This window comes from Starkeya nomas, assembly GCF_902703545.1.
Classification (GTDB): Bacteria; Pseudomonadota; Alphaproteobacteria; order Rhizobiales; family Xanthobacteraceae; genus Ancylobacter; species Ancylobacter moscoviensis.
Genome location: NZ_CACSAS010000001.1, coordinates 2,495,464 through 2,520,858, shown reverse-complemented (window position 1 = coordinate 2,520,858; position 25,395 = coordinate 2,495,464). Strand labels below are relative to the sequence as shown.

At 67.3% G+C, this 25,395-nt stretch carries 24 protein-coding genes and 2 tRNA genes; 19 read left to right on the top strand and 7 right to left on the bottom strand.

Annotation, left to right across the window (positions count from 1 at the left end; all coding sequences use genetic code 11):
- Window positions 1-303 precede the first annotated feature (303 nt).
- Both STARVERO_RS12260 and STARVERO_RS12255 read left to right on the top strand, forming a co-directional pair.
- Complete coding sequence (locus STARVERO_RS12260; protein ID WP_159599042.1) at window positions 304-1,467, top strand: branched-chain amino acid ABC transporter substrate-binding protein; 1,164 nt, start codon at window positions 304-306, stop codon at window positions 1,465-1,467.
- A gap of 347 nt (window positions 1,468-1,814) precedes the next feature.
- Window positions 1,815-3,101: a flavin-containing monooxygenase gene (locus STARVERO_RS12255; RefSeq protein ID WP_159599040.1), complete on the top strand. Its 1,287-nt coding sequence runs from the start codon at window positions 1,815-1,817 to the stop codon at window positions 3,099-3,101.
- Window positions 3,102-3,251: 150 nt separating this feature from the next.
- Here STARVERO_RS12255 and STARVERO_RS12250 read toward each other — a convergent pair whose 3' ends face one another.
- Both STARVERO_RS12250 and STARVERO_RS12245 read right to left on the bottom strand, forming a co-directional pair.
- Entirely contained in the window at window positions 3,252-3,413 is a 162-nt protein-coding gene (locus tag STARVERO_RS12250) for a DUF1127 domain-containing protein (RefSeq protein ID WP_144342613.1), read from the bottom strand.
- Between the two features lie 200 nt (window positions 3,414-3,613).
- A complete protein-coding gene (locus STARVERO_RS12245; protein ID WP_159599038.1) occupies window positions 3,614-4,906 on the bottom strand; it encodes an O-acetylhomoserine aminocarboxypropyltransferase in 1,293 nt (430 codons plus the stop codon).
- A gap of 234 nt (window positions 4,907-5,140) precedes the next feature.
- Between STARVERO_RS12245 and STARVERO_RS12240 the strand changes: the two genes are divergently transcribed.
- Entirely contained in the window at window positions 5,141-5,740 is a 600-nt protein-coding gene (locus STARVERO_RS12240) for a tyrosine-protein phosphatase (RefSeq protein WP_144342615.1), read from the top strand.
- A 7-nt stretch (window positions 5,741-5,747) separates the two neighbouring features.
- Here STARVERO_RS12240 and STARVERO_RS12235 read toward each other — a convergent pair whose 3' ends face one another.
- Complete coding sequence (locus STARVERO_RS12235; protein ID WP_159599036.1) at window positions 5,748-6,188, bottom strand: CoA-binding protein; 441 nt, start codon at window positions 6,186-6,188, stop codon at window positions 5,748-5,750.
- 295 nt (window positions 6,189-6,483) lie between these two features.
- On the opposite strand from STARVERO_RS12235, the gene rplM reads away from it, so the two are divergent.
- The 4 genes from rplM to STARVERO_RS12215 all read left to right on the top strand — a co-directional run bounded on the left by rplM (window position 6,484) and on the right by STARVERO_RS12215 (window position 10,073).
- Window positions 6,484-6,945 (top strand): 50S ribosomal protein L13, encoded by a 462-nt coding sequence (gene rplM, locus STARVERO_RS12230; RefSeq protein WP_144342617.1) that lies wholly within the window; start codon window positions 6,484-6,486, stop codon window positions 6,943-6,945.
- 2 nt (window positions 6,946-6,947) lie between these two features.
- Window positions 6,948-7,424, top strand: a complete 477-nt coding sequence (gene rpsI / locus STARVERO_RS12225) for a 30S ribosomal protein S9 (RefSeq protein ID WP_144342618.1) — start codon at window positions 6,948-6,950, stop codon at window positions 7,422-7,424.
- 201 nt (window positions 7,425-7,625) lie between these two features.
- Window positions 7,626-8,774 carry a GGDEF domain-containing protein gene (locus STARVERO_RS12220; RefSeq protein ID WP_244616905.1) on the top strand — a complete coding sequence of 383 codons (1,149 nt, stop codon included), beginning with the start codon at window positions 7,626-7,628 and terminating at the stop codon, window positions 8,772-8,774.
- Window positions 8,775-8,882: 108 nt separating this feature from the next.
- Window positions 8,883-10,073, top strand: a complete 1,191-nt coding sequence (locus tag STARVERO_RS12215; RefSeq protein WP_159599032.1) for a GGDEF domain-containing protein — start codon at window positions 8,883-8,885, stop codon at window positions 10,071-10,073.
- An 84-nt stretch (window positions 10,074-10,157) separates the two neighbouring features.
- Here the strand turns inward: STARVERO_RS12215 and glnA are convergent, their stop codons facing one another.
- The 3 genes from glnA to STARVERO_RS12200 all read right to left on the bottom strand — a co-directional run bounded on the left by glnA (window position 10,158) and on the right by STARVERO_RS12200 (window position 12,408).
- Entirely contained in the window at window positions 10,158-11,567 is a 1,410-nt protein-coding gene (gene glnA, locus STARVERO_RS12210) for a type I glutamate--ammonia ligase (RefSeq protein WP_144342621.1), read from the bottom strand.
- A gap of 134 nt (window positions 11,568-11,701) precedes the next feature.
- Window positions 11,702-12,040: a P-II family nitrogen regulator gene (locus tag STARVERO_RS12205; RefSeq protein WP_013167021.1), complete on the bottom strand. Its 339-nt coding sequence runs from the start codon at window positions 12,038-12,040 to the stop codon at window positions 11,702-11,704.
- A 209-nt stretch (window positions 12,041-12,249) separates the two neighbouring features.
- Window positions 12,250-12,408 carry a hypothetical protein gene (locus STARVERO_RS12200; protein WP_159599030.1) on the bottom strand — a complete coding sequence of 53 codons (159 nt, stop codon included), beginning with the start codon at window positions 12,406-12,408 and terminating at the stop codon, window positions 12,250-12,252.
- Here STARVERO_RS12200 and STARVERO_RS12195 point away from each other — a divergent pair.
- The 12 genes from STARVERO_RS12195 to STARVERO_RS12140 all read left to right on the top strand — a co-directional run bounded on the left by STARVERO_RS12195 (window position 12,407) and on the right by STARVERO_RS12140 (window position 24,116).
- Window positions 12,407-13,897 carry an NAD(P)H-hydrate dehydratase gene (locus tag STARVERO_RS12195; protein WP_159599028.1) on the top strand — a complete coding sequence of 497 codons (1,491 nt, stop codon included), beginning with the start codon at window positions 12,407-12,409 and terminating at the stop codon, window positions 13,895-13,897. The two genes, STARVERO_RS12200 and STARVERO_RS12195, sit on opposite strands and share 2 nt — an antisense overlap.
- Window positions 13,898-14,045: 148 nt before the next feature.
- Window positions 14,046-14,130: transfer RNA gene (locus STARVERO_RS12190), tRNA-Leu, on the top strand.
- Window positions 14,131-14,265: 135 nt separating this feature from the next.
- A complete protein-coding gene (gene tig / locus STARVERO_RS12185) occupies window positions 14,266-15,621 on the top strand; it encodes a trigger factor (RefSeq protein WP_159601752.1) in 1,356 nt (451 codons plus the stop codon).
- A gap of 156 nt (window positions 15,622-15,777) precedes the next feature.
- Window positions 15,778-16,410, top strand: a complete 633-nt coding sequence (clpP, locus tag STARVERO_RS12180; protein ID WP_144342624.1) for an ATP-dependent Clp endopeptidase proteolytic subunit ClpP — start codon at window positions 15,778-15,780, stop codon at window positions 16,408-16,410.
- 378 nt (window positions 16,411-16,788) lie between these two features.
- Window positions 16,789-18,060: an ATP-dependent Clp protease ATP-binding subunit ClpX gene (gene clpX / locus STARVERO_RS12175; RefSeq protein WP_144342625.1), complete on the top strand. Its 1,272-nt coding sequence runs from the start codon at window positions 16,789-16,791 to the stop codon at window positions 18,058-18,060.
- Window positions 18,061-18,312: 252 nt separating this feature from the next.
- Entirely contained in the window at window positions 18,313-20,751 is a 2,439-nt protein-coding gene (gene lon / locus STARVERO_RS12170) for an endopeptidase La (RefSeq protein ID WP_144342626.1), read from the top strand.
- A gap of 330 nt (window positions 20,752-21,081) precedes the next feature.
- The gene (locus tag STARVERO_RS12165) at window positions 21,082-21,360 is read left to right on the top strand and encodes an HU family DNA-binding protein (RefSeq protein ID WP_013167015.1); all 279 of its coding nucleotides are present in this window, start codon (window positions 21,082-21,084) and stop codon (window positions 21,358-21,360) included.
- Between the two features lie 284 nt (window positions 21,361-21,644).
- Window positions 21,645-21,720: transfer RNA gene (locus STARVERO_RS12160), tRNA-Val, on the top strand.
- Between the two features lie 46 nt (window positions 21,721-21,766).
- Entirely contained in the window at window positions 21,767-22,438 is a 672-nt protein-coding gene (locus tag STARVERO_RS12155) for an HAD-IA family hydrolase (protein ID WP_159599026.1), read from the top strand.
- Window positions 22,435-23,193 carry an ATP12 family chaperone protein gene (locus STARVERO_RS12150; RefSeq protein ID WP_159599024.1) on the top strand — a complete coding sequence of 253 codons (759 nt, stop codon included), beginning with the start codon at window positions 22,435-22,437 and terminating at the stop codon, window positions 23,191-23,193. Before STARVERO_RS12155 ends, STARVERO_RS12150 begins: the two co-directional genes overlap by 4 nt.
- Window positions 23,194-23,217: 24 nt before the next feature.
- Window positions 23,218-23,694, top strand: coding sequence for a DUF1801 domain-containing protein (locus tag STARVERO_RS12145; protein WP_159599022.1), 477 nt, complete (start codon window positions 23,218-23,220; stop codon window positions 23,692-23,694).
- A 14-nt stretch (window positions 23,695-23,708) separates the two neighbouring features.
- Window positions 23,709-24,116, top strand: a complete 408-nt coding sequence (locus STARVERO_RS12140; RefSeq protein ID WP_200837785.1) for a DUF1801 domain-containing protein — start codon at window positions 23,709-23,711, stop codon at window positions 24,114-24,116.
- 88 nt (window positions 24,117-24,204) lie between these two features.
- On the opposite strand, the gene STARVERO_RS12135 is transcribed toward STARVERO_RS12140, so the two are convergent.
- Window positions 24,205-25,392, bottom strand: coding sequence for an acetate/propionate family kinase (locus tag STARVERO_RS12135; protein WP_159599020.1), 1,188 nt, complete (start codon window positions 25,390-25,392; stop codon window positions 24,205-24,207).
- Between the last annotated feature and the right edge of the window lie 3 nt (window positions 25,393-25,395).

Sequence of the window (25,395 nt, the reverse complement as noted above, 5' to 3'; positions counted from 1 at the left end):
GTCGGCCTCTTGGGTGGCTCTGCTTAAGGTCGCGCGTGGCGCGGACACTGCCCCAAAGCAGCGCGGGATCAGAATAGTTTTTTCCAAATCAATGGGTCCGATGTTTTGAAGACCGGACGCCATGCCTTCGACTCTTCGCGCGCGCGAGAAGCCTGATTTAGAAAATCCAAGGTCAAAGGTTCCAAAGTTCCGATTTTCTTTCCGACGGCGGCAAGTCCAGATTTCAGCACGTGGGAGGTCACGGGCCTCCCGGCAAACCGTGAATGGTCACGCCTACCGGCCGTTCCAGAGGAGAAAAAGATCATGGCCTTCGTGTCTGCCGAGCGCCCGAAGCGCTCCCATCATTCCCAGCGGCCCCTGCGTTTGGCCGCTCTCGCCGCCGTCCTTGCCTTCGCGGGCATTGGCGGGGCTGCTCCGCTGCAGGCTCAGGAGACCGTGAAGATCGGCTTCATCGGTCCGCTGAGCGGCGGCAACGCCCAGCAGGGCATCGCCGCCCGCAACGGCTTCCAGCTGGCGATCGACCAGGCCAACGCCGCCGGCGGCCTTCCTTTCAAGATCGAGCCGGTCATCCTCGATGACGCGGCCAATCCGCAGACCGGCGTCGCCGCCGCCCTGAAGCTCACCAACGATCCCAAGGTCGTCGCCGCGACCGGCCACTGGAACAGCGGCGTCGCGCTCGCCACCATTCCGGTGTTCAGCCGCGCCAACGTGCCCTTCGTGGTCTGGGGCGCGATCAGCCCGAAGATCACCGAGAAGAACAACCCGATGGTCTCGCGCGTCGTGACGACGCTGGTGAACACCAATGCGCCGCTCGCCAAGTGGGCGGTGGGCAACATCGGCAAGCGCATCGCCATCGTCTCCGACACCAGCGACTACGGCGCGGCCAATCTCGCCAACTTCAAGAAGTTCTTCGAGGCTGACGGCGGCACCATCGTCGCCGCCGAGAGCGCTCCGGTCGGCACCACCGATTTCCGCGCCCTGCTCACCAAGATCAAGGGCGAGAACCCGGACGCCATCTATTTCGGCGGCGTGGTGGCCGAAGCCGGGCTGGTGCGCCAGCAGATGGTGCAGCTCGGCATGAACCAGCCGATGATCGGCGTGGACGGCTTCTACGATCCCGAGTTCCTGAAGATCGCCGGCTCAGCCGCGAACGGCACGATCTCGGGCATCGCCAAGGAAGTCGGCAACGCCAAGCTCGACGCGATGACGGCCGCCTATCAGGCCGCCAACTTCGCCGAGCCGGTCGGCTCCTACACCAAGAATGCCTATGACGCCGCGAACATCATCATCGAGGCGCTCAAGACCGCCGGCATCAAGGACAAGGCGGCCATCGCCAAGGCCATTCGCGGCATCGAGTTCGATGGCGCCATGGGCCACACCAGCTTCGACGAGAACGGCCAGACCAAGCGCGAGGTCGTGCTCGAACTGCGCGAAGTGAAGGACGGCGCCTGGACCACCCGTCAGTGACGTGCGGCAGCGGCGGAACGGAAAGGCTCCGTGTGCCGCCGCTGCTTCCAAAGCCTACGGGGAGGGTGCCGGCGGGGCCGGCACCCGATCTCCCGGCCCATGATCGGGATGGCCCGTTCGCCGTCCTGTTCGTCCGCCCCTCGCACATCGCGATGTCTTCCGGTCCCCCGGCTCCGGCCGGGGAGCGGGGAGGCTCGACCCGAGAGGGGTTCGAAAACGTCAGGCGTGCCGGCGCATCGCAGCGTTCTGCGGGCCGCCACGCCCCGGCGATCCGAATTTGAAGCAAGTCGCCACTCAGATCTCCGCACTTCCCCGCGCGAATTCTGGAAGGCCAGAAAGGACGGCAAATGTCAGTTGAGAAGATAGACACGCTGGTCATCGGCGCCGGACAGGCCGGGTTGGCCATGAGCGAGCACCTGGGCAAGAACGGCGTGCCTCATCTCGTCCTGGAACGGCACCGGATCGCCGAACGCTGGCGCTCGGAGCGGTGGGATTCGCTCGTGGCGAACGGCCCGGCATGGCACGACCGCTTTCCGGGGCTCGAATTCTCGGCGGTCGACCCCAAGGTGGGTCCCGACGATTTCGCTCCCAAGGAGACCGTCGCCGACTATTTCGTCGCCTATGCCGACAAGATCGCGGCGCCCATCCGCTGCGGCGTCGAGGTGCTGAAGGTCGAGCGGAACGCCGGCCGTCCCGGCTTCCGCGTCGAGACCTCCACCGGCGTGATCGAGGCCGACCGGATCGTCGCCGCCACCGGCCCGTTCCAGCGCCCGATCATTCCTCCCGTCGTTCCCGCCGACAGCGGGATCCTGCAGATGCACTCGACCGGCTACCGCAACCCCGACCAGCTTCCCGAGGGGGCCGTGCTGGTCGTCGGCGCGGGCTCGTCCGGCGTGCAGATCGCCGAGGAGCTCCTGCGGGCGGGCAAGCGCGTCTACCTCTCGGTCGGCCCGCACGACCGCCCGCCGCGCGCCTATCGCGGCCGCGACTTCTGCTGGTGGCTGGGCGTGCTCGGCAAGTGGGACGCCGCCGCCCAGGAGCCCGGCAAGGAGCACGTGACGATCGCTGTCAGCGGCGCGCGCGGCGGCCACACCATCGATTTCCGCCGCCTCGCCGCGGATGGCATGGTCCTCGTCGGCAAGACCGAGTCGTACAAGGACGGCGTGGTCCGCTTCGCCCCGGATCTGGTCGAGAATCTCTCGCAGGGCGACGCCAACAACCGCTCGCTGCTCGACGAGGCGGATGCCTATGTCGCGCGCAACGGCCTCGACCTGCCGCAGGACCCCGACGCCCGCGCCACCGTCCCGGACGCTCCGTGCGTGACCGATCCCGTCCTCTCGCTCGATCTGGCGGCGGCGGGGATCACCACCATCATCTGGGCCACCGGCTTCGCCGTCGACTATAGCTGGATGAAGGTCGACGCCTTCGACGCGAGCGGCAAGCCGAAGCACCAGCGCGGCGTCTCCACCGAGCCGGGCATCTATTTCCTCGGGCTGCCCTGGCAGTCGCGGCGCGGCTCCAGCTTCATCTGGGGCGTATGGCACGACGCCAAGTATCTGGCGGACCAGATCGCGATCCAGCGCAGCTACATGGCCTATCACGACGCCGCGCCGCGCGCGCCCGAAAAGGCATAGTCCCCGAGCCCCCGGCCTCGCGAGCCTGTCGCGGGGCCGGGGGCTTCGGCGTCACCTCACCGACCGCACAAAAGCAAACGGCCCCGGAGATGTCCGGGGCCGTTTCATTCATGTCGTGGACCGGACGCGACGTCCGGTCGATCCGTCGGTTCAGGCCGCAGCGGCAGCACGGCGCGCAACATTCGCGATCTCGCCGCGCGAGACGTTGATGTCGGCGAGGGTGCGGTCGTCGAGCTGGGAAAGCTCAACGAGAGTGCGGCGGTAAGCCTGCCAGCGGCGGATCTGCTTGGCAACGAGGCCCCAGAGCAGCATGTCGATCTCCATCGGTTAGGAAACGGATCGCGGCATCCCGACGACCGGGGCGCTGCACGTCCATTAATCATGTTGATGCCTAGATATTCGACATCCTGCCCATTTGGTAGGAAATATACCGCAGCCCAGCTTTGCGCGCCGCGCATGACGCGCTGCACAATTCGTTCACAATCGGCAAGGTGGGCCGAAAGATGGCGGAATCAGGCGCTTTTCAGCGCCTGCTCCAGATCGGCGATGATGTCCGCCGCGTCCTCGATGCCGACCGACAGCCGCACCACGTCCGGCCCCGCGCCGGCCAGCGTCTTCTGCTCGTCGGCGAGCTGGCGGTGGGTGGTCGATGCCGGGTGGATGATCAGCGAGCGGGTGTCGCCGATATTGGCGAGGTGCGAGAACAGCTTCACACCCGACACCAACGCCACGCCCGCCTCGTAGCCGCCCTTCAGCCCGAAGGTGAACACCCCGCCGGCGCCCTTCGGCGCGTATTGCCGGGCGAGGTTGTAATAGCGGTCGCCCGGCAGGCCCGGATAGCTCACCCAGGAGACCTTGGGGTGCTCGGCGAGGAATTGGGCGACGGCGAGGGCGTTGTCGCAATGGCGCTGGATGCGCAGCGGCAGCGTCTCGATGCCGGTCAGGATGAGGAAGGCGTTGAAGGGCGAGAGCGCCGGCCCGAGGTCGCGCAGGCCCAGCACGCGCGCGGCGATGGCGAAGGCGAAATTGCCGAAGGTCTCGCCGATGACGATGCCCTCATATTCCGGGCGCGGCTGCGACAGGAACGGGTAGCGCCCCTCGCGCAGCCAGTCGAACGAGCCGCCGTCGACGATGACGCCGCCGATCGAGTTGCCGTGGCCGCCGAGGAACTTGGTGGCCGAATGGATGACGATGTCGGCGCCGTGCTCGAAGGGGCGGATGAGGTAGGGCGTCGCCAGCGTGTTGTCGACGATCAGCGGCACGCCCGCGCGCTTGGCGATCTTCGCGATGGCTGCGATGTCGGTGACGATGCCGCCGGGATTGGCGATGGATTCGATGAAGATCGCCTTGGTGCGCGGCGAGACGGCGCGCTCGAAGGAGGCGAGATCGTCCGAATCGGCCCACACCACGTTCCAGCCGAAGCTCTTGAAGGCGTGGTTGAACTGGTTGATCGAGCCGCCATAGAGCTTGCGCGCGGCGATGAATTCGTCGCCCGGCGAGAGCAGCGTCTGGAAGGTGAGGAGCTGCGCGGCGTGGCCGGAGGCGACGGCGAGCGCGGCGGTGCCGCCTTCGAGCGCCGCGACGCGCTCTTCCAGCACGGCGTTGGTCGGGTTGCCGATGCGCGTATAGATGTTGCCGAAGGCCTTGAGCCCGAACAGCGAGGCCGCGTGGTCCACGTCGTCGAAGACGAAGGACGTGGTCTGGTAGATCGGCGTCGCGCGCGCCTTGGTCGTCGGGTCCGGCTGGGCGCCGGCATGGACGGCGAGGGTGGCGAAGCCGGGGCTATACTGGGGGGTGTCGGTCATGGCGTTCTCCTGTCGGCGCGCGAAACGGCACTGTTGGACGGCTTCGGTCGAGCGGTCGAGGGCAGTCTCATAGCTTCGTTAAAAAACGCAATATCGGTGGCAAAATATTTAAACAGCATGCTCGTCATGTTGTTTGCATCGCGCGCCCTGACAGCCGGCTGACAGCTTCGTCGTCCTAGCGTGCCGCCGCCTCTCGAAGGGCAGGGGCGTGCGAAGGGGCGTGCGGGGCGGAACATGCCGGCTGGAACATCGCGCGGGAGCGGCAGGAAGCCGGCACTCTGGAGACGCGGCCTCGCCGCGCTGGCCGGAGGCGGCCTGCTGCTGATCGGCCTCTATGCCGGCTGGTTCTACCTCAACGGCAATCTGCACACGGTGGTGCCCGGCGAGCTTTATCGCTCGGGCACTCTCGCGCCGGACCGGCTGCGCGAGGTGATCGAGAGCCGGGGCATCCGCACCATCATCAATCTGCGGGGCCGTGCCGAGGCGCGCGACTGGTACCGCGAGGAGGCCCGCATCGCCGGCGAGGCGAATGTACGGCTGATCGACATGCGATGGTCGGCCCAGCGCGAGCTGACGGAGCAGCAGGTGGCGGAGTATTTCCGCGTGCTCGCCGATGTTCCGCGCCCGATTCTCATCCATTGCCGGTCCGGGTCGGACCGCACCGGGCTCGCCGCCGCGCTCTATCTCGCCGCGGTCAAGAAGGCCGACGAGTTCACCGCCGAGCTTCAGCTCTCGCCGCTGTTCGGGCATATCGGTCTGCCCTTCGCGCCGTTCTACGCGATGGACGAGACGTTCGAGCGTCTGGAGCCGAGCCTCGGCTATCCCGACAGCTAAGGCGCCGTCAGGCCACGCGCGGCAGGCGCAGGCGCGGGATCTCGATGGCCGGGCAGCGGTCCATGATGACCGCGACGCCGGCCGCTTCGGCCTTCGCGGCCGCGCTGTCGTCGCGCACGCCGAGCTGCGTCCAGATCAGCTTCGGGCGCGGCAAAAGGGCGAGGGCCTCGTCGACGACGGCCGCGAGATATTCCGGCGCGCGGAACACGTCGACCATGTCGATCGGCTCGGGCACATCGGCAAGCCGTCCATAGGTCGGCAGGCCCGCGATGTTCCGTCCGGCCTGGCCGGGATTGATCGCGAACACCTTGTAGCCGTGGAGCGCGAGGAAGCGGGCGACGCCGTGGCTCGGCCGTTCCGGCTTGGGGCTGGCGCCGACGACCGCGATGGTGCGGACCTTGCCGAGCCAGTCGGCGATATAGGCGTCGTCATAATGGTCGTGGTTCATCTCGGCTTCCCGGAGGCGTTGATCGGCAGGGGCGGCATTCGCCGGAGGCGCCTTTTCATATGGTGTCGCCTCCCGTTCGGGGGAGGGCGGCCGGTGCCGGGAGCGGGGGGACGCGCCGTGGCGGTGCCCATTTCAAGGGGTTAGAGAGAGGTATAAAAATACCTATCTTGCAACTCATTGATTTTACGTATTTATTTCTCGTATCTCTGCATTGACGTTGCGGGGGCTCTCGGCTAGAAGCACCGCCACGAGAGAAGTGCGGGGTGCTCCCGCGCCCTTGGCAATGGACAATCTCATGAAGACCTACTCGGCAAAGCCGGCCGACATCGAGAAGAAGTGGGTCGTGATCGACGCTTCCGGCCTCGTGGTCGGCCGTCTCGCGACCGTCATCGCTACCCGCCTCAAGGGTAAGCACAAGCCCACCTACACCCCCCACGTCGATTGCGGCGACAATGTCGTCGTCATCAACGCCGAGAAGGTGGTGCTGACCGGTCGCAAGCGCGACGACAAGGTCTACTACCACCACACCGGCTTCCCGGGCGGCATCAAGGAGCGGACTGCGAAGTTCATCCTCGATGGTCGTTTCCCGGAGCGCGTGGTCGAGAAGGCGGTCGAGCGCATGCTGGCGCGCGGTCCGCTCGGCCGCAAGCTGATGGGCAATCTGCGCGTCTACAAGGGTGGCAGCCACCCGCATGAGGCCCAGCAGCCGGAGACGCTCGACGTCGCCGCGCTCAACCGCAAGAATGTGGGGAACTGATCATGGCTGAGCTCATTCAGTCGCTCGACGGGCTCGAGGCCCTCAAGACCCAGGCCGCCGAGGCCCCCAAGCACGTCCAGAAGCTGGACAAGCAGGGCCGCGCCTATGCCACCGGCAAGCGCAAGAACGCGGTCGCCCGCGTGTGGGTGCGTCCGGGCACCGGCAAGATCCTCGTCAACGAGCGTGACGTCGAGACCTATTTCGCCCGCCCGGTGTTGCGCCTCATCATCCAGCAGCCCTTCACCACGGCGGCCCGCACCGGCCAGTACGACGTCGTCGCCACCGTTTCCGGCGGCGGTCTTTCCGGCCAGGCCGGCGCGCTGCGCCACGGCATCTCCCGCGCGCTCACCTATTATGAGCCCGAGCTGCGCAGCCCGCTGAAGAAGGGCGGCTTCCTGACCCGCGACAGCCGCGTGGTCGAGCGCAAGAAGTACGGCAAGGCCAAGGCCCGCCGCAGCTTCCAGTTCTCGAAGCGCTGATATCGCCTTTACCGGCAATCTCGAAGGGCGGACCTCGGTCCGCCCTTTTTGTTTGGCGGTCGCCGTGATGCCCTTTGTTCCCCGATACCTTTTCGCTTGGGCCTGCGGAAAGTTTCGCCGATAGTCGGGGCCGGGGGAGTTCATCGCGGCGGGCAGTTCGCTCGGCATATCATGTTGCTTGATCCCTGGACCTTGTGGCTTGTGGTCCTGGTCGTCGGCATGCTGCTGGCCGGGTCGATGCTCTTTGTCTGGCTGCTGACCCCGGAAGAGACGGCGCTCATCTATTGGGCGGCCTTCACCGGGTTTCTGGTGGCCGGTGTCTCCGCAGGCATGGCCCGCGGGCTGATCCCCGATTTCGTATCCATCGAGCTGGGCAACGCGGCGATTCTGTTCGCCTACGGGGTGATGTGGTGCGGCCTGCGCCGCTTCGACCGGCGGCGGCCGTGCCTTGGCTACGCGTTCGTCGCTCCCGTCCTCTGGATCGCCCTGTGCCAGTTGCCGGCGTTCGGGGAGTCGGTCGGCAACCGCGTGATGCTGATCTCCGCCCTGATCGGCGTGCTGGTGACGCTTTCGCTGGTGCAGGCCCGGCGTGGCTGGGTGGTGCCGTCGCAGCCGCGGCTCGCCGTGTTCGTGCTGCTGGTCGTCGTTCTCGTGCTGAACCTCGCCCGCATCCCGCTGGCCTCGACGCAGGTGTCGGACAACCAGCTCGTCATCTTCACCCATCCCCGCAATGCCATCATCGGCCTCGTGGCGATCGGCATCACCATCTTCCTGAACTGCGCGCTGGTGCTGCTGGTGCGCGAGCGCGCCGAGCTGATCCATCGCAGCGCGGCGCGGCGCGACGAGCTGACGGGGCTTCTGAACCGGCGCGGCTTCGCGGAACTCGCCACGCTGTGCTGCATGGGCGCCGGGCCGATCTCGCTCATGCTGCTCGACCTCGACCACTTCAAGCAGGTCAATGACCGCTTCGGCCACGCCACCGGCGACCGCGTGCTGGTGGCCTTCGCGCAGGCGCTGCGCCTCAATCTGCGCCAGGCCGACATCGTCGCCCGTATCGGCGGGGAGGAGTTCGCGGTTCTGCTACCCGGTGCGACGGAGACCGCCGCGCTACAGGCAGCGGAACGCATACGATCCGGATTCCAAAGTACGATCAATGAGTTGGGAGAAGAAGCGCTACACTGCTCCTGTAGCATAGGAGTAGCCCACACCCCCCTCCCACCAGTCGAGGTGGATACGATGGCGCGGGCGCGGCTGGAAATGCTGCAGCGCCGAGCGGATGGGGCGTTGTATGAGGCGAAGTCCAACGGTCGCAATCGGGTAGCAGTGGCACCGTTCTCACTCGTGCACTGACCCTCCGTCAATTCGGCCCGTGTGGCGAGTGGTTGCGGCCGGGTCACTTGCGTCCCGGCGCGTCTTGTTGCCATTAGTTACGTAGCGATTCAGCCGCGTTGCCGCCGCATGATCTTCGATCCGTTGACGTTGTGGTCGGTCGTCCTGTTCGTGGGACTGATGCTGGCGGCTGCCATGGTGCTGGTCTGGCTGCTGACGCCGGAGGAACCGGCGCTGCTGCACTGGGCGGCGTTCTGCGCGCTGTTCGTGGCCGGAACCGCCGGCGTCATGGCGCGGGGGGTGATTCCCGACTTCCTGTCCATCGAGGTGGCCAACGGGTCGATGCTGCTCGGTTACGGGCTGCTCTGGACCGGATTGCGTGTCTTCGACCGCAAGCGTCCCGGGTTCGGCTGGATTTTCATCGCGCCGGTGCTCTGGATCCTGCTCTGCCAGCTTCCGCCGTTCCGCGAGGGGATCGCGAGCCGTATCGTCCTGGGGGCGGGTCTTGCCAGCGCGCTGGCCTTGCTGTCGATCCGGCAGCTCTGGCGTGGCTGGGTCCTGCCGTCGCGCATACGCGGCGCCGCGCTGGGATTTCTGGCGGTCGCGTTCGTCGCGATGCTGGCGCGCATTCCCGCGGCCTCCGCGCTGGGGGAGGGCAACCATGTCCGCCTGTTCACCGATCCCCGCTATGTCTGGGTCGGGGTCCTCGGCATCGCCGTCATGATACTGGCGACGTTCACGCTGGTGCTGATGGTGCGCGAGCGCTCGGAACTGCTCTACCGCAGCGCCGCCCAGCGCGATGCGCTGACGGGCCTGCTGAACCGGCGCGGCTTCATGGAGGAGGCGCTTCCCGTCTGCCGCAAGGGCGGGCCGATGGCGTTGATGATCCTCGATCTCGACCGCTTCAAGCAGGTCAACGACGCCTATGGGCACGCCGCCGGCGACCGGGTGCTGGTGGCCTTCGCGGAGGTGTTGCGTTTTCGGTTGCAACCGGACGCCATAGTAGCGCGGATCGGTGGCGAGGAGTTCGTAGCATTGCTACCCGTAGCGCAGCCGCTACCCGCCCGCCACGCGGCGGAGGAGGTGCGGCGCGGCTTCCGGGAAGAGCTTCAGGCGGACTGGTTCGGCAGCGGGCCGATCACCTGCTCGGCGAGCATCGGCCTCGCCGTCGGCGACGTCGTTCCCTCGCATACGGCGCTGCACGCCGAAGCCTCCCTCGCGGGCGTGATGGAGCGGGCCGACGCCGCGCTCTACGAGGCGAAGGCGAAGGGCAGGGACCGCGTGGAAGTGGTCTTCTTCGGCACGGCGCGCGCGGCCTGAGGCAAGCCTCGCGGGCGGCCGCCAACCCAAAAAGAAAGGGCGCCACCGGGGCGCCCTTTCCGTTTCCGATGAACGACCGGCCGATCAGACCGAGTAGTACATCTCGAACTCGACCGGGTGCGGCGTCATTTCGAAGCGCATGACCTCGGTCATCTTGAGCTCGATGTAGGAGTTGATGAAGTCGTCGTCGAAGACGCCGCCCTTCTTCAGGAACTCGCGATCCTTGTCGAGCGAGGACAGCGCCTCGCGCAGCGAACCGCAGACGGTCGGGATCTTCTTGAGCTCCTTCGGGGGGAGATCATAGAGGTCCTTGTCCATCGCCGGACCGGGATCGATCTTGTTCAGGATGCCGTCGAGGCCGGCCATCAGCAGCGCGGCGAAGGCGAGGTAGGGGTTCGCGCCGGGGTCCGGGAAGCGGGTCTCGACGCGCTTCGCCTTCGGCGAGGTGGTGTAGGGGATGCGGCAGGAGGCCGAACGGTTGCGCGCCGAATAGGCGAGCAGGACCGGCGCCTCATAGCCCGGGACCAGACGCTTGTAGGAGTTGGTCAGCGGGTTGGTGAAGGCGTTCAGCGCCTTGGCGTGCTTGATGATGCCGCCGATGTACCACAGGCATTCCTGGCTGAGGTCGGCATATTTGTTGCCGGCGAAGAGCGGCTTGCCGTTCTTCCAGATCGACTGGTGGACGTGCATGCCCGAGCCGTTGTCGCCGAAGACCGGCTTCGGCATGAAGGTCGCGCTCTTGCCGTAGACGTTCGCCACCTGATGGATGCAGTACTTGTAGACCTGCAGGTGGTCGGCCATCGTCACCAGGGTGTTGAACTTCAGGCCGAGCTCGTGCTGGGCCGAAGCCACCTCGTGGTGGTGCTTCTCGACCTTGGCGCCCATGCGGGCCATGGCCGCCAGCATCTCGCCGCGCAGGTCCTGGCAGCTGTCGACCGGCGGGACCGGGAAGTAGCCGCCCTTGGTCTTCACCCGGTGGCCGAGGTTGCCGCCTTCATATTCGGTGTCGCCATTGGTGGGCAGCTCGACGGAATCGAGCTTGAAGCCGGTGTTGTACGGATCCGCCTTGAAACGCACGTCGTCGAAGATGAAGAACTCGGCCTCGGGACCGATGTAGACGGTGTCGCCGATGCCGGTCGACTTCAGATAGGCCTCGGCCTTCTTCGAGATGCCGCGCGGATCGCGCCCGTAGGGCTCGCCGGTGGTCGGCTCGAGCACGTCGCACACCACGACCAGCGTGGTCTCGGCGAAGAACGGATCGATGCAGGCGGAATCGAGGTCCGGCTGCAGGTGCATGTCGGACTCGTTGATCGCCTTCCAGCCGGCAATGGACGAACCGTCGAACGCCTGTCCTTCAGCGAAGAAGTCCTCATCGACCATCGAGATGTCGAAGGTCACATGCTGCCACTTGCCGCGCGGATCGGTGAAGCGCAGGTCGACATATTTTACGTCGTTATCCTTGATAAGCTTCAGTACATCCTTGGCCGTCGTCATATTATTCGTACCTCTTTCGATACTGCCGTTTTTGTCATGGCAGATGGGTCCCAAGCGGATGGTCGAACAACGATGCGCGCCGCATCGGCCAGGATGCGGCGCGCTCGATAGGCTCTAGCATCTTACGCTTGCTGTCAGATGGCGTCGACGCCCGACTCGCCCGTGCGAATGCGGATGGCTTCCTCGATGTTCGACACGAAGATCTTGCCGTCGCCGATCCGGCCCGTCTGGGCGGCGCGACGGATCGCGTCGATGGCGGTCTCGACCGTCTCGTCGCTCACCACGATCTCGATCTTCACCTTGGGCAGGAAGTCGACGACGTATTCCGCGCCGCGATACAGTTCCGTATGCCCCTTCTGCCGGCCGAAGCCCTTGGCTTCCGTGACGGTGATGCCCTGCAGGCCGACTTCCTGCAGCGCTTCCTTCACCTCGTCCAGCTTGAAGGGCTTAATGATGGCCTCAATCTTCTTCATCTGATCCCGTCTCCCTGACTCGACGATCCGCGACGCCCGGCCGAGTCGGGTCGCGTAGAAGCAGAACCCATGCCAAGCCCTTTCACCGTCTCCAAAACACTGCGATATCACATCATTGCACGGCGGCTAGGGGGACCCCAAACCGGATTTTTCAATAAGATGGCTAAGAAATAATCATTATGCCGACTTATTGAGCATAGATCACGGTGTCATGCCGCCCAGAGGCGCGCGAAATTTGAGCAGATGCCGACGATTGCCGCTTCCTGCCCGGTTTCTCGCTCGCGGCCCCGATTTTCGCCTAAGCTCGCCCGGTCTTCGAAATGCGCCATCCGCCACGGGTGAATGGTCTTTACGCGGGATGCGTTCATGGAACTTCTCACCCCTGACGAGATGGGGCGGGCCGATGCCTTCACCATCGCCGCGGGCGTTCCCGGCGAGGTGCTGATGGAGCGGGCCGGCCTTGCCGTCGCCCGGGCGGCGGCGGGGATGGCCAGCGTCGGATCGCGGGTCCTGGTGCTGTGCGGGCCGGGCAACAATGGCGGCGACGGCTTCGTGGCGGCGCGCCATCTGGCGGGGGCGGGCTACGGTGTCCGGCTGGCCCTGCTCGGCGAGCGGGAGAGGTTGCGAGGCGACGCCGCGACCATGGCGGGGCGCTGGAGCGGTCCCGTGGAGGCCGCGCCCGAGGCGCCGCTGGAGGATGTCGATCTCATCGTCGACGCGCTGTTCGGCGCCGGGCTGGCGCGCGATCTCGACGGCGCGGCCCGCGCGCTGGTGGAGCGCGTGAACGCGAGCGGCCTGCCGGTGCTGGCGGTCGACCTGTCCTCCGGCATCGACGGGGCGACCGGGGCGGTGCGAGGGGCGGCCATCACGGCGCGCCGGAGCGTCACCTTCTTCCGGCCGAAGCCCGGTCATCTGCTGCTGCCGGGCCGGTTGCACGCCGGGCCGCTGACCGTCGCCGATATCGGCATCCGGCCCGAGGCGCTCGACGTCCTGCGGCCGCGCGCCTTCGAGAACGTGCCGGAGTTCTGGGCGGGGCATTTTCCGGTGCCGCGCCCGCAGGGGCACAAATATTCGCGCGGCCATCTGGTGGCGGTGTCCGGCCCGGCGCGGGCGACGGGCGCCACCCGGCTCGCCGCGCGGGCGGCGCTGAGGGCGGGGGCGGGCCTCGTGACCGTGGCGTGCCCGGAGGCGGCGATGGTCATCCACGCGACGAATCTGTCGGCGGTGATGGTGCGTCCGGTGGAGGACGCGGCCGGGCTGGCGCATCTGCTGACCGACCGGCGGCTGTCGACGGTGGTGATCGGCCCCGGCGTCGGGGTGGGGCAGGGCGCCCGCGACCGGCTGCTGGCCTGTGCCGACCGGCGGCTGGTGCTCGACGCCGATCTCATCACCTCCTTCAAGGGCGACGTCGACACGCTGGCGACGATCATCAAGGCGTCTCCCGCCGCCGTGGCGACGCCCCATGACGGCGAATTCGCCCGGCTCTTCGCGCGCTGCCCGGAGGTGCTGGAGGCGCCCTCGCGGCTGGAGCGGGCGCGGGCCGGCGCCGCGCGGCTCGGCGCGACGCTGCTGCTGAAGGGGCCGGACACCGTGGTCGCGAGCCCGGATGGGCGGGCGGCGATCGCCGCCAACGCACCGCCCTGGCTGGCCACCGCCGGGGCGGGGGACGTGCTGTCGGGCATCGTCGGCGGGCTGCTCGCGCAGGGCATGCCGCCGCTGGAGGCCGCGGCGGCCGGCGTCTGGCTGCACGGCGAGGCGGCGCGGGAGGCCGGGCCGGGGCTGGTGGCGGACGACCTGATCGAGGCACTGCGGCCGGTCTATCGGCGGTTGTTTCTCGATCTCGGGCTCTCCATATAGGAGCAGGCCGGGACGGGCTTTCGGCGGGACGCGCGCCCGCGCATTTAGGGCTGGCGCTGCGGCAGCGCCGTGTTATAAGCCCGCACCCGGCAGGCGGCTCCCTCTCGGGTACGCGTTTGTGCGCCCTGCGGGGTGTTGGAACGCATACGCGGGCGTGGCGGAACTGGTAGACGCGCTGGATTTAGGTTCCAGTGGCGAGAGTCGTGGGGGTTCGAGTCCCTCCGCCCGCACCAGCTCTCGCCCTTGTCCGGCGCCGCCTCCCGACCGATGTGCACCGAAGCGAGGCTCATGGCGCCGAGGCGCCGTGCTCGTACCCAGAAATTCGAGAGCTCCGCGCAAGCGGCAAACAAGACGAAGGCCGATTGAAAATGCAGGTCACCGAACTCCTCGCCGAAGGTCTCAAGCGCGAATATCGCGTGGTGCTGCCGGCCGCCGAACTCGACGCCAAGGCCAATGCGCGCCTGAACGACCTCAAGGACAAGGTCCGTCTCAACGGCTTCCGCCCCGGCAAGGTGCCGGTTGCGCACCTCAAGCGCATGTACGGCAAGTCGGTGCTCGCCGAGGTGATCGACCAGGCGGTGAACGAGGCCAACACCAAGATCGTCGAGGACAACGGCTTCAAGCTCGCCATGCAGCCGAAGGTCGAGCTGCCGCAGGACGAGGCGGCGGTCAACGAGGTGATCGAGGGCAAGGCCGACCTGTCCTACACGGTCGGCATCGAGGTGCTGCCGAAGATCGAGCTCGGCGACTTCAAGTCGATCGCGCTCGACAAGCCGGTGCTCGCGGTGAGTGACGAGGAGGTCGCGGAGACCGTCAACCGCATCGCCGAGGCCAACCGCCCCTACGCCGCCAAGCCGGACGCCGCCGCCGAGAACGGCGACCGCGTCACCGTCTCCTTCGTCGGCTCGATCGACGGCGAGAAGTTCGAGGGCGGCTCGGGCGAGGACGTCCCGGTGGTGCTGGGCTCCAACAGCTTCATCCCCGGCTTCGAGGACCAGCTGGTCGGCATCAAGGAAGACGAGACCCGCACGGTCAACGTCACCTTCCCCGAGAACTACCAGGCCGCGCATCTCGCCGGTAAGGCCGCCTCCTTCGAGGTGACCGCCAAGATGATCGAGTCGCCCGCCGAGCTGACGATCGACGACGAATTCGCCAAGACGCTCGGCATGGACAGCCTCGACGCGCTCAAGGAGCAGGTGAAGAGCCGCATCGCCCAGGAGCACAACGCGCAGAGCCGCAACAAGGTGAAGCGCCGCCTGCTCGATGCGCTGGACGGCCTGCACCAGTTCGAGGTGCCGCCGACGCTGGCCGAGCAGGAGTTCCAGGGCATCTGGGATTCGGTGACCTCGGAGATGCAGGCGCAGAACCGTACCTTCGCCGACGAGGGCACCACCGAGGAGGCTGCCCGCGCCGACTACGAGAAGATCGCCCAGCGCCGCGTGCGCCTCGGCCTGGTCCTTGCGGAAATCGGTGAGAAGAACAACATCCAGGTCACCGACGACGAAGTGACCCGCGCCGTCGTCGAGCGTGCCCGCCAGTTCCCCGGGCAGGAACAGCAGGTCTGGGAGTTCTATCGCAAGAACGCCCAGGCGCTCGCGAGCCTTCGCGCGCCGATCTTCGAGGAGAAGGTCGTCGACTTCCTGCTCGAACTCGCCAAGGTCAACGAGATCCCCGTTTCGCGCGAGGAACTCTACGCCGAGGACGAGGAAGACAAGGCGGCCTGAGGTCGCCGGTAGCCGGTGGAGCCGCGCCCCAAAGGCGTGGCTCCGTTGTCCGCGGCTTATTGGCCCTGCGGACTGGCGGGGACGCGCTTTCCCATTATTGTGGGTGGGGGTGGATTCGCGGGAGGCGTTCGCCGCCGGCCCGCTGAGGAACGGAATATGCGTGACCCGATTGATACTTACATGAATTATCTGGTCCCGATGGTGGTCGAGCAGACCAACCGGGGCGAGCGTTCCTACGACATTTATTCGCGCCTCCTGAAGGAGCGCATCATCTTCCTGACCGGCCCGGTCGAGGACAACATGTCGACCCTCATGGTCGCGCAGCTCCTGTTCCTCGAGGCGGAGAACCCGAAGAAGGAAATCTCGATGTACATCAACTCCCCGGGCGGAGTGGTGACGTCGGGTCTCGCCATCTACGACACGATGCAGTTCATCAAGCCGGCGGTGTCGACGCTGTGCATCGGCCAGGCGGCCTCGATGGGCTCGCTGCTGCTGACCGCGGGCGAGAAGGGCATGCGCTTCGCGCTGCCGAACGCGCGAATCATGGTGCACCAGCCCTCGGGCGGCTTCCAGGGCCAGGTGACCGACATCATGCTGCACGCGCAGGAGATCCTGAGCCTCAAGAAGCGGCTCAACGAGATCTATGTGAAGCACACCGGGCAGGACCTGCAGGCGGTCGAGGACGCGCTGGAGCGCGACAACTTCATGACCTCGGATGTCGCCAAGTCCTTCGGACTTATCGATAATGTGATCGACAAGCGCCCGGATGAGGCGCCGGCCAAGCCCTGACGGGCGTTGACGCCGTGTTTCCGAAGCCACGCCGGCTTCCTATATTGAGGTGCAGGTCCGCGCGGATGTGAAGCGCGGACTTGCGTGCATCGCGGTATCGCGCTTGCATGACATCTGGATGAAGTGTCGCCGGGAGGTGTGACAGGGGACGACGGGGCAGGCGCCCTATCCGCGCTAAGTCGGGGATGGTTCGAATGCCTTCTTGATCGTGTCGATCCAAGCATGCTTGGCTAGGTCGATCGATTGGACCCTTTAGTCGCTTCCTTTTGACGGCCTTTTCGAGCCGTCGCGTTTCTCCCCCCTTGGAGGCCCGCGGCGGCCTGCGAGACTGGGGCGGTCCCGGGCGAAGCCTGGATCGCCGAGCGGACGGAGAGACGCATGAGCAAGGTTGGCGGCGGCGACAGCAAGAATACTCTTTATTGCTCGTTCTGCGGCAAGAGCCAGCACGAGGTCCGCAAGCTTATTGCGGGACCGACCGTGTTCATCTGCGATGAATGCGTCGAGCTGTGCATGGACATCATCCGCGAGGAGAACAAGTCCTCGCTGGTGAAGTCACGCGACGGCATTCCGACCCCGAAGGAAATCTGCAAGGTCCTGGACGACTACGTGATCGGCCAGTTCCATGCCAAGCGCGTCCTCTCGGTGGCGGTGCACAATCACTACAAGCGCCTGAACCACGCGACCAAGCACGCCGGTGACGTCGAGCTGGCCAAGTCCAACATCCTGCTGATCGGGCCCACCGGCTCGGGCAAGACGCTGCTCGCGCAGACGCTCGCCCGCATCCTGGACGTGCCCTTCACCATGGCGGACGCGACCACGCTCACCGAGGCGGGCTATGTCGGCGAGGACGTCGAGAACATCATCCTCAAGCTGCTGCAGTCGGCCGACTACAATGTCGAGCGGGCGCAGCGTGGCATCGTCTACATCGACGAGATCGACAAGATCAGCCGCAAGTCCGACAACCCCTCGATCACCCGCGACGTCTCGGGCGAGGGCGTGCAGCAGGCGCTGCTGAAGATCATGGAAGGCACGGTCGCCTCCGTGCCGCCGCAGGGCGGACGCAAGCATCCCCAGCAGGAGTTCCTGCAGGTGGATACGAGCAACATCCTGTTCATCTGCGGCGGCGCCTTCGCCGGCCTCGACAAGATCATCTCCTCGCGCGGCAAGGGCACCTCGATCGGCTTCGGGGCGGTGGTCGCCGCGCCCGAAGACCGCAAGCCGGGCGAAGTGTTCCGCGAGGTCGAGCCCGAGGATCTGCTGAAGTACGGGCTGATCCCGGAATTCATCGGCCGTCTGCCGGTGATCGCCACCCTCGGCGATCTCGACGAGGAGGCTCTGAAGAAGATCCTCGCGGAGCCGAAGAACGCGCTGGTCAAGCAGTACCAGCGGCTGTTCGAGATGGAGAACGTCGAGCTGACCATTCACGAGGAAGCGCTGGGCGCCATCGCCCGCAAGGCCATCGAGCGCAAGACCGGCGCGCGCGGCCTGCGCTCGATCATGGAAGGCATCCTGCTCGACACGATGTTCGATTTGCCCGGCCTGGAAGGGGTCGAGGAGGTCGTCATCTCCAAGGAGGTCGTCGAGCAGAATGCGCGTCCGCTCTACATCTACGCGGACCGCGCGGCCGGCGATGCGGGCGCGAGTGCCTGAGGGGCCGGCGGCGGGCAGGGCCGGGCGTATGCGCCCGGCCAGGGACATGGGGGGCTCCCTTGACGGGCAGCCGGGCCATATCCATCTGAGCCCTAACCACCGGTCCTCGACCGCATCGACGTGCTTCGCGCGCCTCACGCTGCTCCCGCACAGAGATCCACGTTCGCGTTCCGGCCGCATTGCGGCACGGTTCCGCCTCGCGACGCCCGTCGCGGGGGCACGGCGCCGGCCGTCAACAGAAAGGAAAGAGCCATGACGAGCCCCAAGCCTCGCACCGCGCTCACGCCCGGCGTCCCGCAGACCTTTCCCGTTCTTCCGCTGCGCGACATCGTTGTCTTCCCGCACATGATCGTGCCCCTGTTCGTCGGCCGCGAGAAGTCCATCCGCGCCCTCGAGGAGGTGATGCGGAACGACACCTTCATCCTGCTGGCGACCCAGGAGAACGCGTCCGACGACGACCCGTCCACCAGCTCGATCTACAAGATCGGCACGCTGGCCTCGGTGCTGCAGCTGCTGAAGCTGCCCGACGGCACGGTGAAGGTGCTGGTCGAGGGCATCTCGCGCGCCAAGGTGAGCCACTACACCGACCGCACCGACCTCTACGAGGCGGAGGCGATGGCGCTGGAAGAGGACACCGGCTCCAAGGTCGAGGCCGAGGCGCTGGGGCGTTCGGTGCTGGCCGAGTTCGACAGCTATGTGAAGCTGAACAAGAAGGTCTCGCCGGAGGTCGTCGGCGTCGTCACCCAGATCGAGGACCACTCGAAGCTGGCGGACACCGTGGCCTCGCATCTCGCGGTCAAGATCCCCGAGAAGCAGGCGGTGCTGGAGATCCTCAAGGTCACGACGCGCCTTGAGAAGGTGCTCTCGCTGATGGAAAGCGAAATCTCGGTCCTTCAGGTCGAGAAGCGCATCCGCACGCGCGTCAAGCGCCAGATGGAGAAGACCCAGCGCGAGTACTACCTCAACGAGCAGATGAAGGCGATCCAGAAGGAGCTGGGCGACGGCGAGGACGGCCGCGACGAGCTGGCCGAGCTGGAAGAGCGCATCAAGACGGTCAAGCTCACCAAGGAAGCCCGCGAGAAGGCGACGCACGAGCTGAAGAAGCTCCGCCAGATGTCGCCCATGTCGGCCGAGGCGACCGTGGTGCGCAACTATCTCGACTGGCTGCTGTCGATCCCGTGGGGCAACCGGAGCAAGGTCAAGAAGGACCTGCCCTTCGCCCAGAACGTGCTCGACACGGATCACTTCGGCCTCGACAAGGTGAAGGACCGCATCGTCGAGTATCTCGCCGTGCAGAGCCGCCAGAACAAGCTGACGGGCCCGATCCTGTGCCTCGTCGGCCCGCCCGGCGTCGGCAAGACCTCGCTCGCCAAGTCCATCGCCAAGGCGACGGGCCGCGAATATGTGCGCGTCGCCCTCGGCGGCGTGCGCGACGAGGCGGAGATCCGCGGCCACCGCCGGACCTATATCGGCTCGATGCCCGGCAAGATCATCCAGTCGATGCGCAAGGCCAAGAAGTCCAACCCGCTCTTCCTGCTCGACGAGATCGACAAGATGGGTGCGGACTTCCGCGGCGATCCGTCCTCGGCGCTGCTGGAGGTCCTGGACCCCGAGCAGAACCACACCTTCAACGACCACTATCTCGAGGTCGACTACGACCTCTCGAACGTGATGTTCGTGACGACGGCGAACACGCTGAACATCCCGCCGGCCCTTCTGGACCGCATGGAGGTGATCCGCATCGCCGGCTACACGGAGGACGAGAAGGTCGAGATCGCCCGCCGCCACCTCATCCCGCAGGCGCTGGCCAAGCACGGCCTGCAGCCCAAGGAGTGGTCGATCGACAACGAGGCCCTGCTCACGCTGGTCCGCCGCTACACGCGGGAGGCGGGCGTGCGCAACCTGGAGCGCGAGATCTCCAACCTCGCCCGCAAGGCGGTGAAGGATCTCATGCTCACCAAGAAGAAGGTGATCAAGGTCACGGCCAAGACGCTGGAGGACTATCTCGGCGCGCCGAAGTTCCGCTACGGCGAGGCCGAGACCGAGGACCAGGTCGGCGTCGTCACCGGCCTCGCCTGGACCGAGGTCGGCGGCGAGATCCTGACGATCGAAGGCGTCATGATGCCCGGCAAGGGCAAGATGACGGTCACCGGCAACCTGCGCGACGTGATGAAGGAATCGATCTCGGCGGCGGCTTCCTATGTCCGCTCGCGCGCCGTCGATTTCGGCATCGAGCCGCCGCTGTTCGACCGGCGCGACATCCACGTGCACGTTCCCGAGGGGGCGACCCCGAAGGACGGGCCCTCGGCCGGCGTCGCCATGGCGACGGTGCTCACCTCGGTGCTGACCGGCATCCCGATCCGCCGCGACGTCGCCATGACCGGCGAGGTCACGCTGCGCGGCCGGGTGCTGCCGATCGGCGGCCTCAAGGAGAAGCTGCTGGCGGCGCTGCGGGCCGGCATCAAGAAGGTGCTGATCCCCGAGGAGAACGCCAAGGATCTCGCCGAGATCCCGGACAACGTGAAGAACGCGCTGGAGATCGTGCCGGTGTCGCGGATGGACGAGGTGCTGCACCACGCCCTGACGCGCCAGCCTGAGCCGATCGTCTGGGAGGAGAAGCCGATCGCCCCGGCCGCCGAGGTCGAACCGGTGATCGCCCGCGACGAGGCCGGCGGCCTCGCGGCGCACTGAGCTGAAGAAGGTCCGTCCCGGGTGGCGCCTCCGCGTCCCCGGGCCGGTTTCCCGCCCAACCGAGCGGCGGCGTCCCCAAAGGGCGCCGCCGCTTTTCTTTTCAAGGCCCGGCGGGCGAGGGACGAAAGGTCGTAGTCGCCCAAATTGCAGGCGATGGGACTTGCGCGGTTTTGAGGTGTTTTAATACCGCAGAATGTGCGGAAGTCGTGTATTTGTGCGGGTTCCTGAGCCGGGACGCTTGCAATCGCCGCATTTTGGAGAAAGGGTGCCCGCCCGTCGTCGGTGCATGCGATCGACGATTCTTGTGCAATCAAGGGAAGGACCGGTCAAATGACCACGAAGAACGAACTCGTCGCCGCCGTGGCCGAGCAGGCCAAGCTGACGAAGGCCGCCGCCGCGGCCGCGGTCGACGCGACCTTCGACGCCATTGCCGCCTCGCTGAAGGCCGGCGAAGAAGTGAAGCTCATCGGCTTCGGCAGCTTCTCCGTCGTGACCCGCGCTGCGCGCGAGGGCCGTAACCCGCGCACCGGCAAGCCGGTCAAGATCGAAGCCTCGAAGGCTCCGAAGTTCACGCCCGGCAAGGGCCTGAAGGAAACCGTCAACGGTTGATCCTTTCCGCGCTGAGCGTCGCGCCCCCCGTGCAAGGCTGCCGGGGCGCGGTGCGGCGTCAGCGGCGCGCATCCGCCGGCTACGGCCGGCGGATCGGCGTCCGGCCTGCGGGCCGGGCCGTGACCCCTCCGGCCAGCCGCGCCATGCGATGCGGCACCGCGGGGTCTTGTCGCATCGCTTCACGGATGCTTAATGGCGGCTGGCTCGGCGCTATGGCCGGAGCCGGCTTCGGCAGGCAGGTTGGGAGCGGATCGCGCTTCCTGCGCCTGCCGGCGGGTTTCCGCGGGCGGTTAGCTCAGTTGGTAGAGCATCTCGTTTACACCGAGAGGGTCGGCGGTTCGAGCCCGTCACCGCCCACCACCGGCCCCGGCGCCATCACCCTGTTGCCTTGCCGGAAGTCCGCGTCGTGAAACTTGTTCTCTTCGATTGTGACGGCACGCTGGTCGACAGCCAGCATGTGATCGTCGCCGCCATGACCCGCGCCTTTGCGCGCGCCGAGCTGGCGCTGCCGCCGCGCGAGGCGGTGCTGGGCATTGTCGGCCTGTCCCTCGTCGAGGCCATGCGCCGGCTCGGCGACGACGATCCGCATTTTCCGGCCGAGCGGCTGGCCGACCTCTACCGCGAGGCGTTCCGCGAGCTGCGCACCGAGCCGGGTTTCTTCGAGCCGCTGTTCCCCGGCGTGCGCGGCGTGCTGGACAAGCTCTCGGCGCGCGAGGACGTGCTGCTCGGCATCGCCACCGGCAAGTCGCAGCGCGGCGTGGCCGCCGTGCTCGGCCATCATGGCCTCGACGGCCGCTTCGTGACCATCCAGACCGCCGACGACGCGCCTTCCAAGCCGCACCCGGCAATGGTGCTTCAGGCCATGGCCGCGACCGGCGTCCATGCCGAGGACACGGTGCTGATCGGCGACACCAGCTTCGACATGGTGATGGCCCGCGCCGCCGGCGCCCGCGCCATCGGCGTCACCTGGGGCTATCATCCGCGCGAGACGCTCCGCCAGTCCGGCGCCGAGCGACTGGTGTCCGACGCCGACACGCTGGTCGGCGTCATCGACGAGATGTGGGAGCCCGTGGCGTGAGCGAGGAACGCGACAAGGCCGCCGCGCTGCCACCGGGCTTCGGCGGCGAGCGCAAGCTGCCCAAGCGCTTCTACACGGCCGCCGAGGCGAACGCCGCCGGGGAGGGCCTGTTCCGCATCGAGCTGGACGGCCGCCCCGTACGCACGCCGGGCCGCAATCTGGTGGCCGTGCCGAGCCGCGCACTGGCGGAGGCGCTGGCGGAGGAGTGGCGTGGGCAGGGCGAGTTCATCGACCCGATGCGCATGCCGATGACCCGCCTCGCCAATTCGGCTCTCGACGGCGTGGCCGGCGCCATGGGCGAGGTGGCCGGCGAGATCGTGCGCTATGCCGGCAGCGACCTTCTCTGCTACCGGGCCGACGCGCCGGAGAAGCTGGTGGCGCTGCAGGGCGAGCTGTGGGATCCGCTGCTCGACTGGGCGCGCGAGACCTTCGGCGCGGTGTTCATGCTCAGCGAGGGCATTCTCTATGTCGAGCAGCCGCCGCGCACGCTGGAACTGATCGGCGCCGCGCTGCCGACGGACCCGCTGCGCCTCGCCGCGCTCAATCTGATGACCACGCTGAGCGGATCGGCGGTGATCGCGCTGGCGGTCGCACGCGGACGGCTGACGGCGGAGGAGGGCTGGCGCGCCGCCCATGCCGACGAGGAGATACAGGAGCAGCTCTGGGGCGCCGACGCGGAGGCGCTGGAGCGCCGCGCGACGCGCTTCCGCGACTTCGAGGCCGCGGCGCGGCTCGTGGCGCTGCTGGAGGATTAGAGATCCGGCCGACAGGAGGGTTCCATGAAGGAAGCACCCGCCGCCTCTGCCAAGAATGCGTCCGGCAAATCCACGAAGGCCGACAAGGACGGGGCCGCTCCCCCGAAGCTGCTCTCCGGCGGTAATCCGCAGATCGCCAAGGGCTATGGCGACGCGCCCGTGCAGGCCTATATCGCCGCCCTGCCGGCCTGGAAGAGCGAGGCCGGACGCCGCCTCGACGCGCTGATCGAGCGCACCGTGCCCGGCGTGCAGAAGGCGGTGAAATGGAATTCGCCGCTCTACGGCGTGGAGGGCCAAGGCTGGTTCCTCAGCGTCCACTGCTTCAACCGCTACATCAAGCTGACCTTCTTCCGCGGCGCATCGCTGGACCCGCTGCCGCCCGTCGAGTCCAAGGACTCGAACACGCGCTACTTCCACATCCGCGAGGGCGAGCCGATCGACGAGGAACGCGTGGCGCGCTGGGTTCGGCAAGCGGCGGCGCTTCCCGGCTGGGCGGGCTAGCGAGAGGGTCCCTCATGATGAAAAACGAGCCGCAAGAGGGCAGACCTGCCTCCGATCTCATCGACGAACGGATCGCCGAACTCGGCGGCTGGCGCGGGGAGACGCTCGCCCGCGTCCGCGCGCTCATCCGGCAGGCCGATCCCGAGGTGGTGGAGGAATGGAAGTGGCGCGTGCCGGTGTGGTCGCATGCCGGCATCCTCTGCACCGGCGAGGCCTATAAGAGCGTGGTGAAGCTGACCTTCGCCAGAGGCGCCTCGCTGGAGGACCCCGCCGGCCTGTTCAATTCCAGCCTCGAGGGCCATGTGCGGCGGGCCATCGACATCCGCGAGGGCGAGGCGATCGACGCGGAAGCGCTGAAGGCGCTCATCCGCGCCGCCGTGGCTCTGAACAGCTCGACGCCCGCCGTCCGCCGCCGGAGCTGACTGGCGCTCATGGACCCCGGCCCATAGCTCCCCCGTCCCGTTGGGGAGAGGGAGCCCGGCCACTCCCGCGGCCGTGCGGGGTCGGTTTTCACGTCCCCGCGCGCAGCAGCCTCAGCGTGGCGAGGGCGATCATCCGCTCCTCGTCGGTCGGGATGACCAGCACGCTGGGACCCGGCCCGTCGGCGTCGATCCACGTTTCATTGGCGGCGTTGGCGACCTCGTCGAGCGACATGCCGAGCAGGCCGAGCCGGGCGCCGACGCGGGCGCGGACTTCCGGCGAGCGCTCGCCGATGCCGGCGGTGAAGACCAGGGCGTCGAGGCCGCCGAGGGTCACGGCCAGCTGGGCCACCGCCTGCGCGACGTGCAGGGTGAAATAGTCGATCGCCATGGCGGCGGCGGGCGCATCGCTCGCCAGCAGCTCGCGCATGTCGTTGCTGACGCCCGAGAGGCCCTTGAGCCCGCTGTTGTTGTAGAGCAGGCGGCCGACTTCGGCGGCGCTCATGCCCTTCTGCTCGATGAGATGCAGCACCACGCCCGGATCGAGCGCGCCGCAGCGCGTGCCCATGGGCAGTCCGTCGAGGGCAGTGAAGCCCATCGTGCTTTCCATGCTGCGGCCGTCGAGCAGGCCGCAGGCGGAGGCGCCCGAGCCGAGATGGCAGATCACCACCCGCCCGCGCGCCAGCTCCGGCGCCAGCTCGCGCAGCGCGCCGGACACGTACTCGTAGGAGAGGCCGTGAAAGCCGTAGCGGCGCACGCCGTCCTCATAGAGGTCGTTCGGCAGGGCGAAGCGGTCGGCGATCTCCGGGTGGCCGCGATGGAAGGCGGTGTCGAAGCAGGCCACCTGCGGCAGGTCGGGCCGCCGCGCGCGGATGACGCGGATCGGGTCGAGATTGGTGAGCTGGTGCAGCGGCGCCAGCGGGATGAAGCTCTCCAGCGTGCGCAGCACCTCGTCGTCCACCAGCTCCGGGTGGGAATAATGCGGCCCGCCATGCACGACGCGGTGGCCGACGCCGATCAGCTCGTGCTCGGCGAGATAGGGCACGATCCAGTCGCCGATGGCGTGCTGGGCGTCGGAGGCCTTGGCGACCTCGTCCGGCGCGAAGCTGCGATCGGTGAGGACATTGCCGATCTCGTCCTTCGCGTGGAGGCGCGGGCGGGCGCCGATGCCGTCGAGCGCGCCGCCGAGGATCAGCGCCACATCGTGGCCGACCGCGCGGTAGAGCTTGAACTTGATGCTGGAGCTGCCGGCGTTGACGACGAACAGGGCCTCGCTCACCGC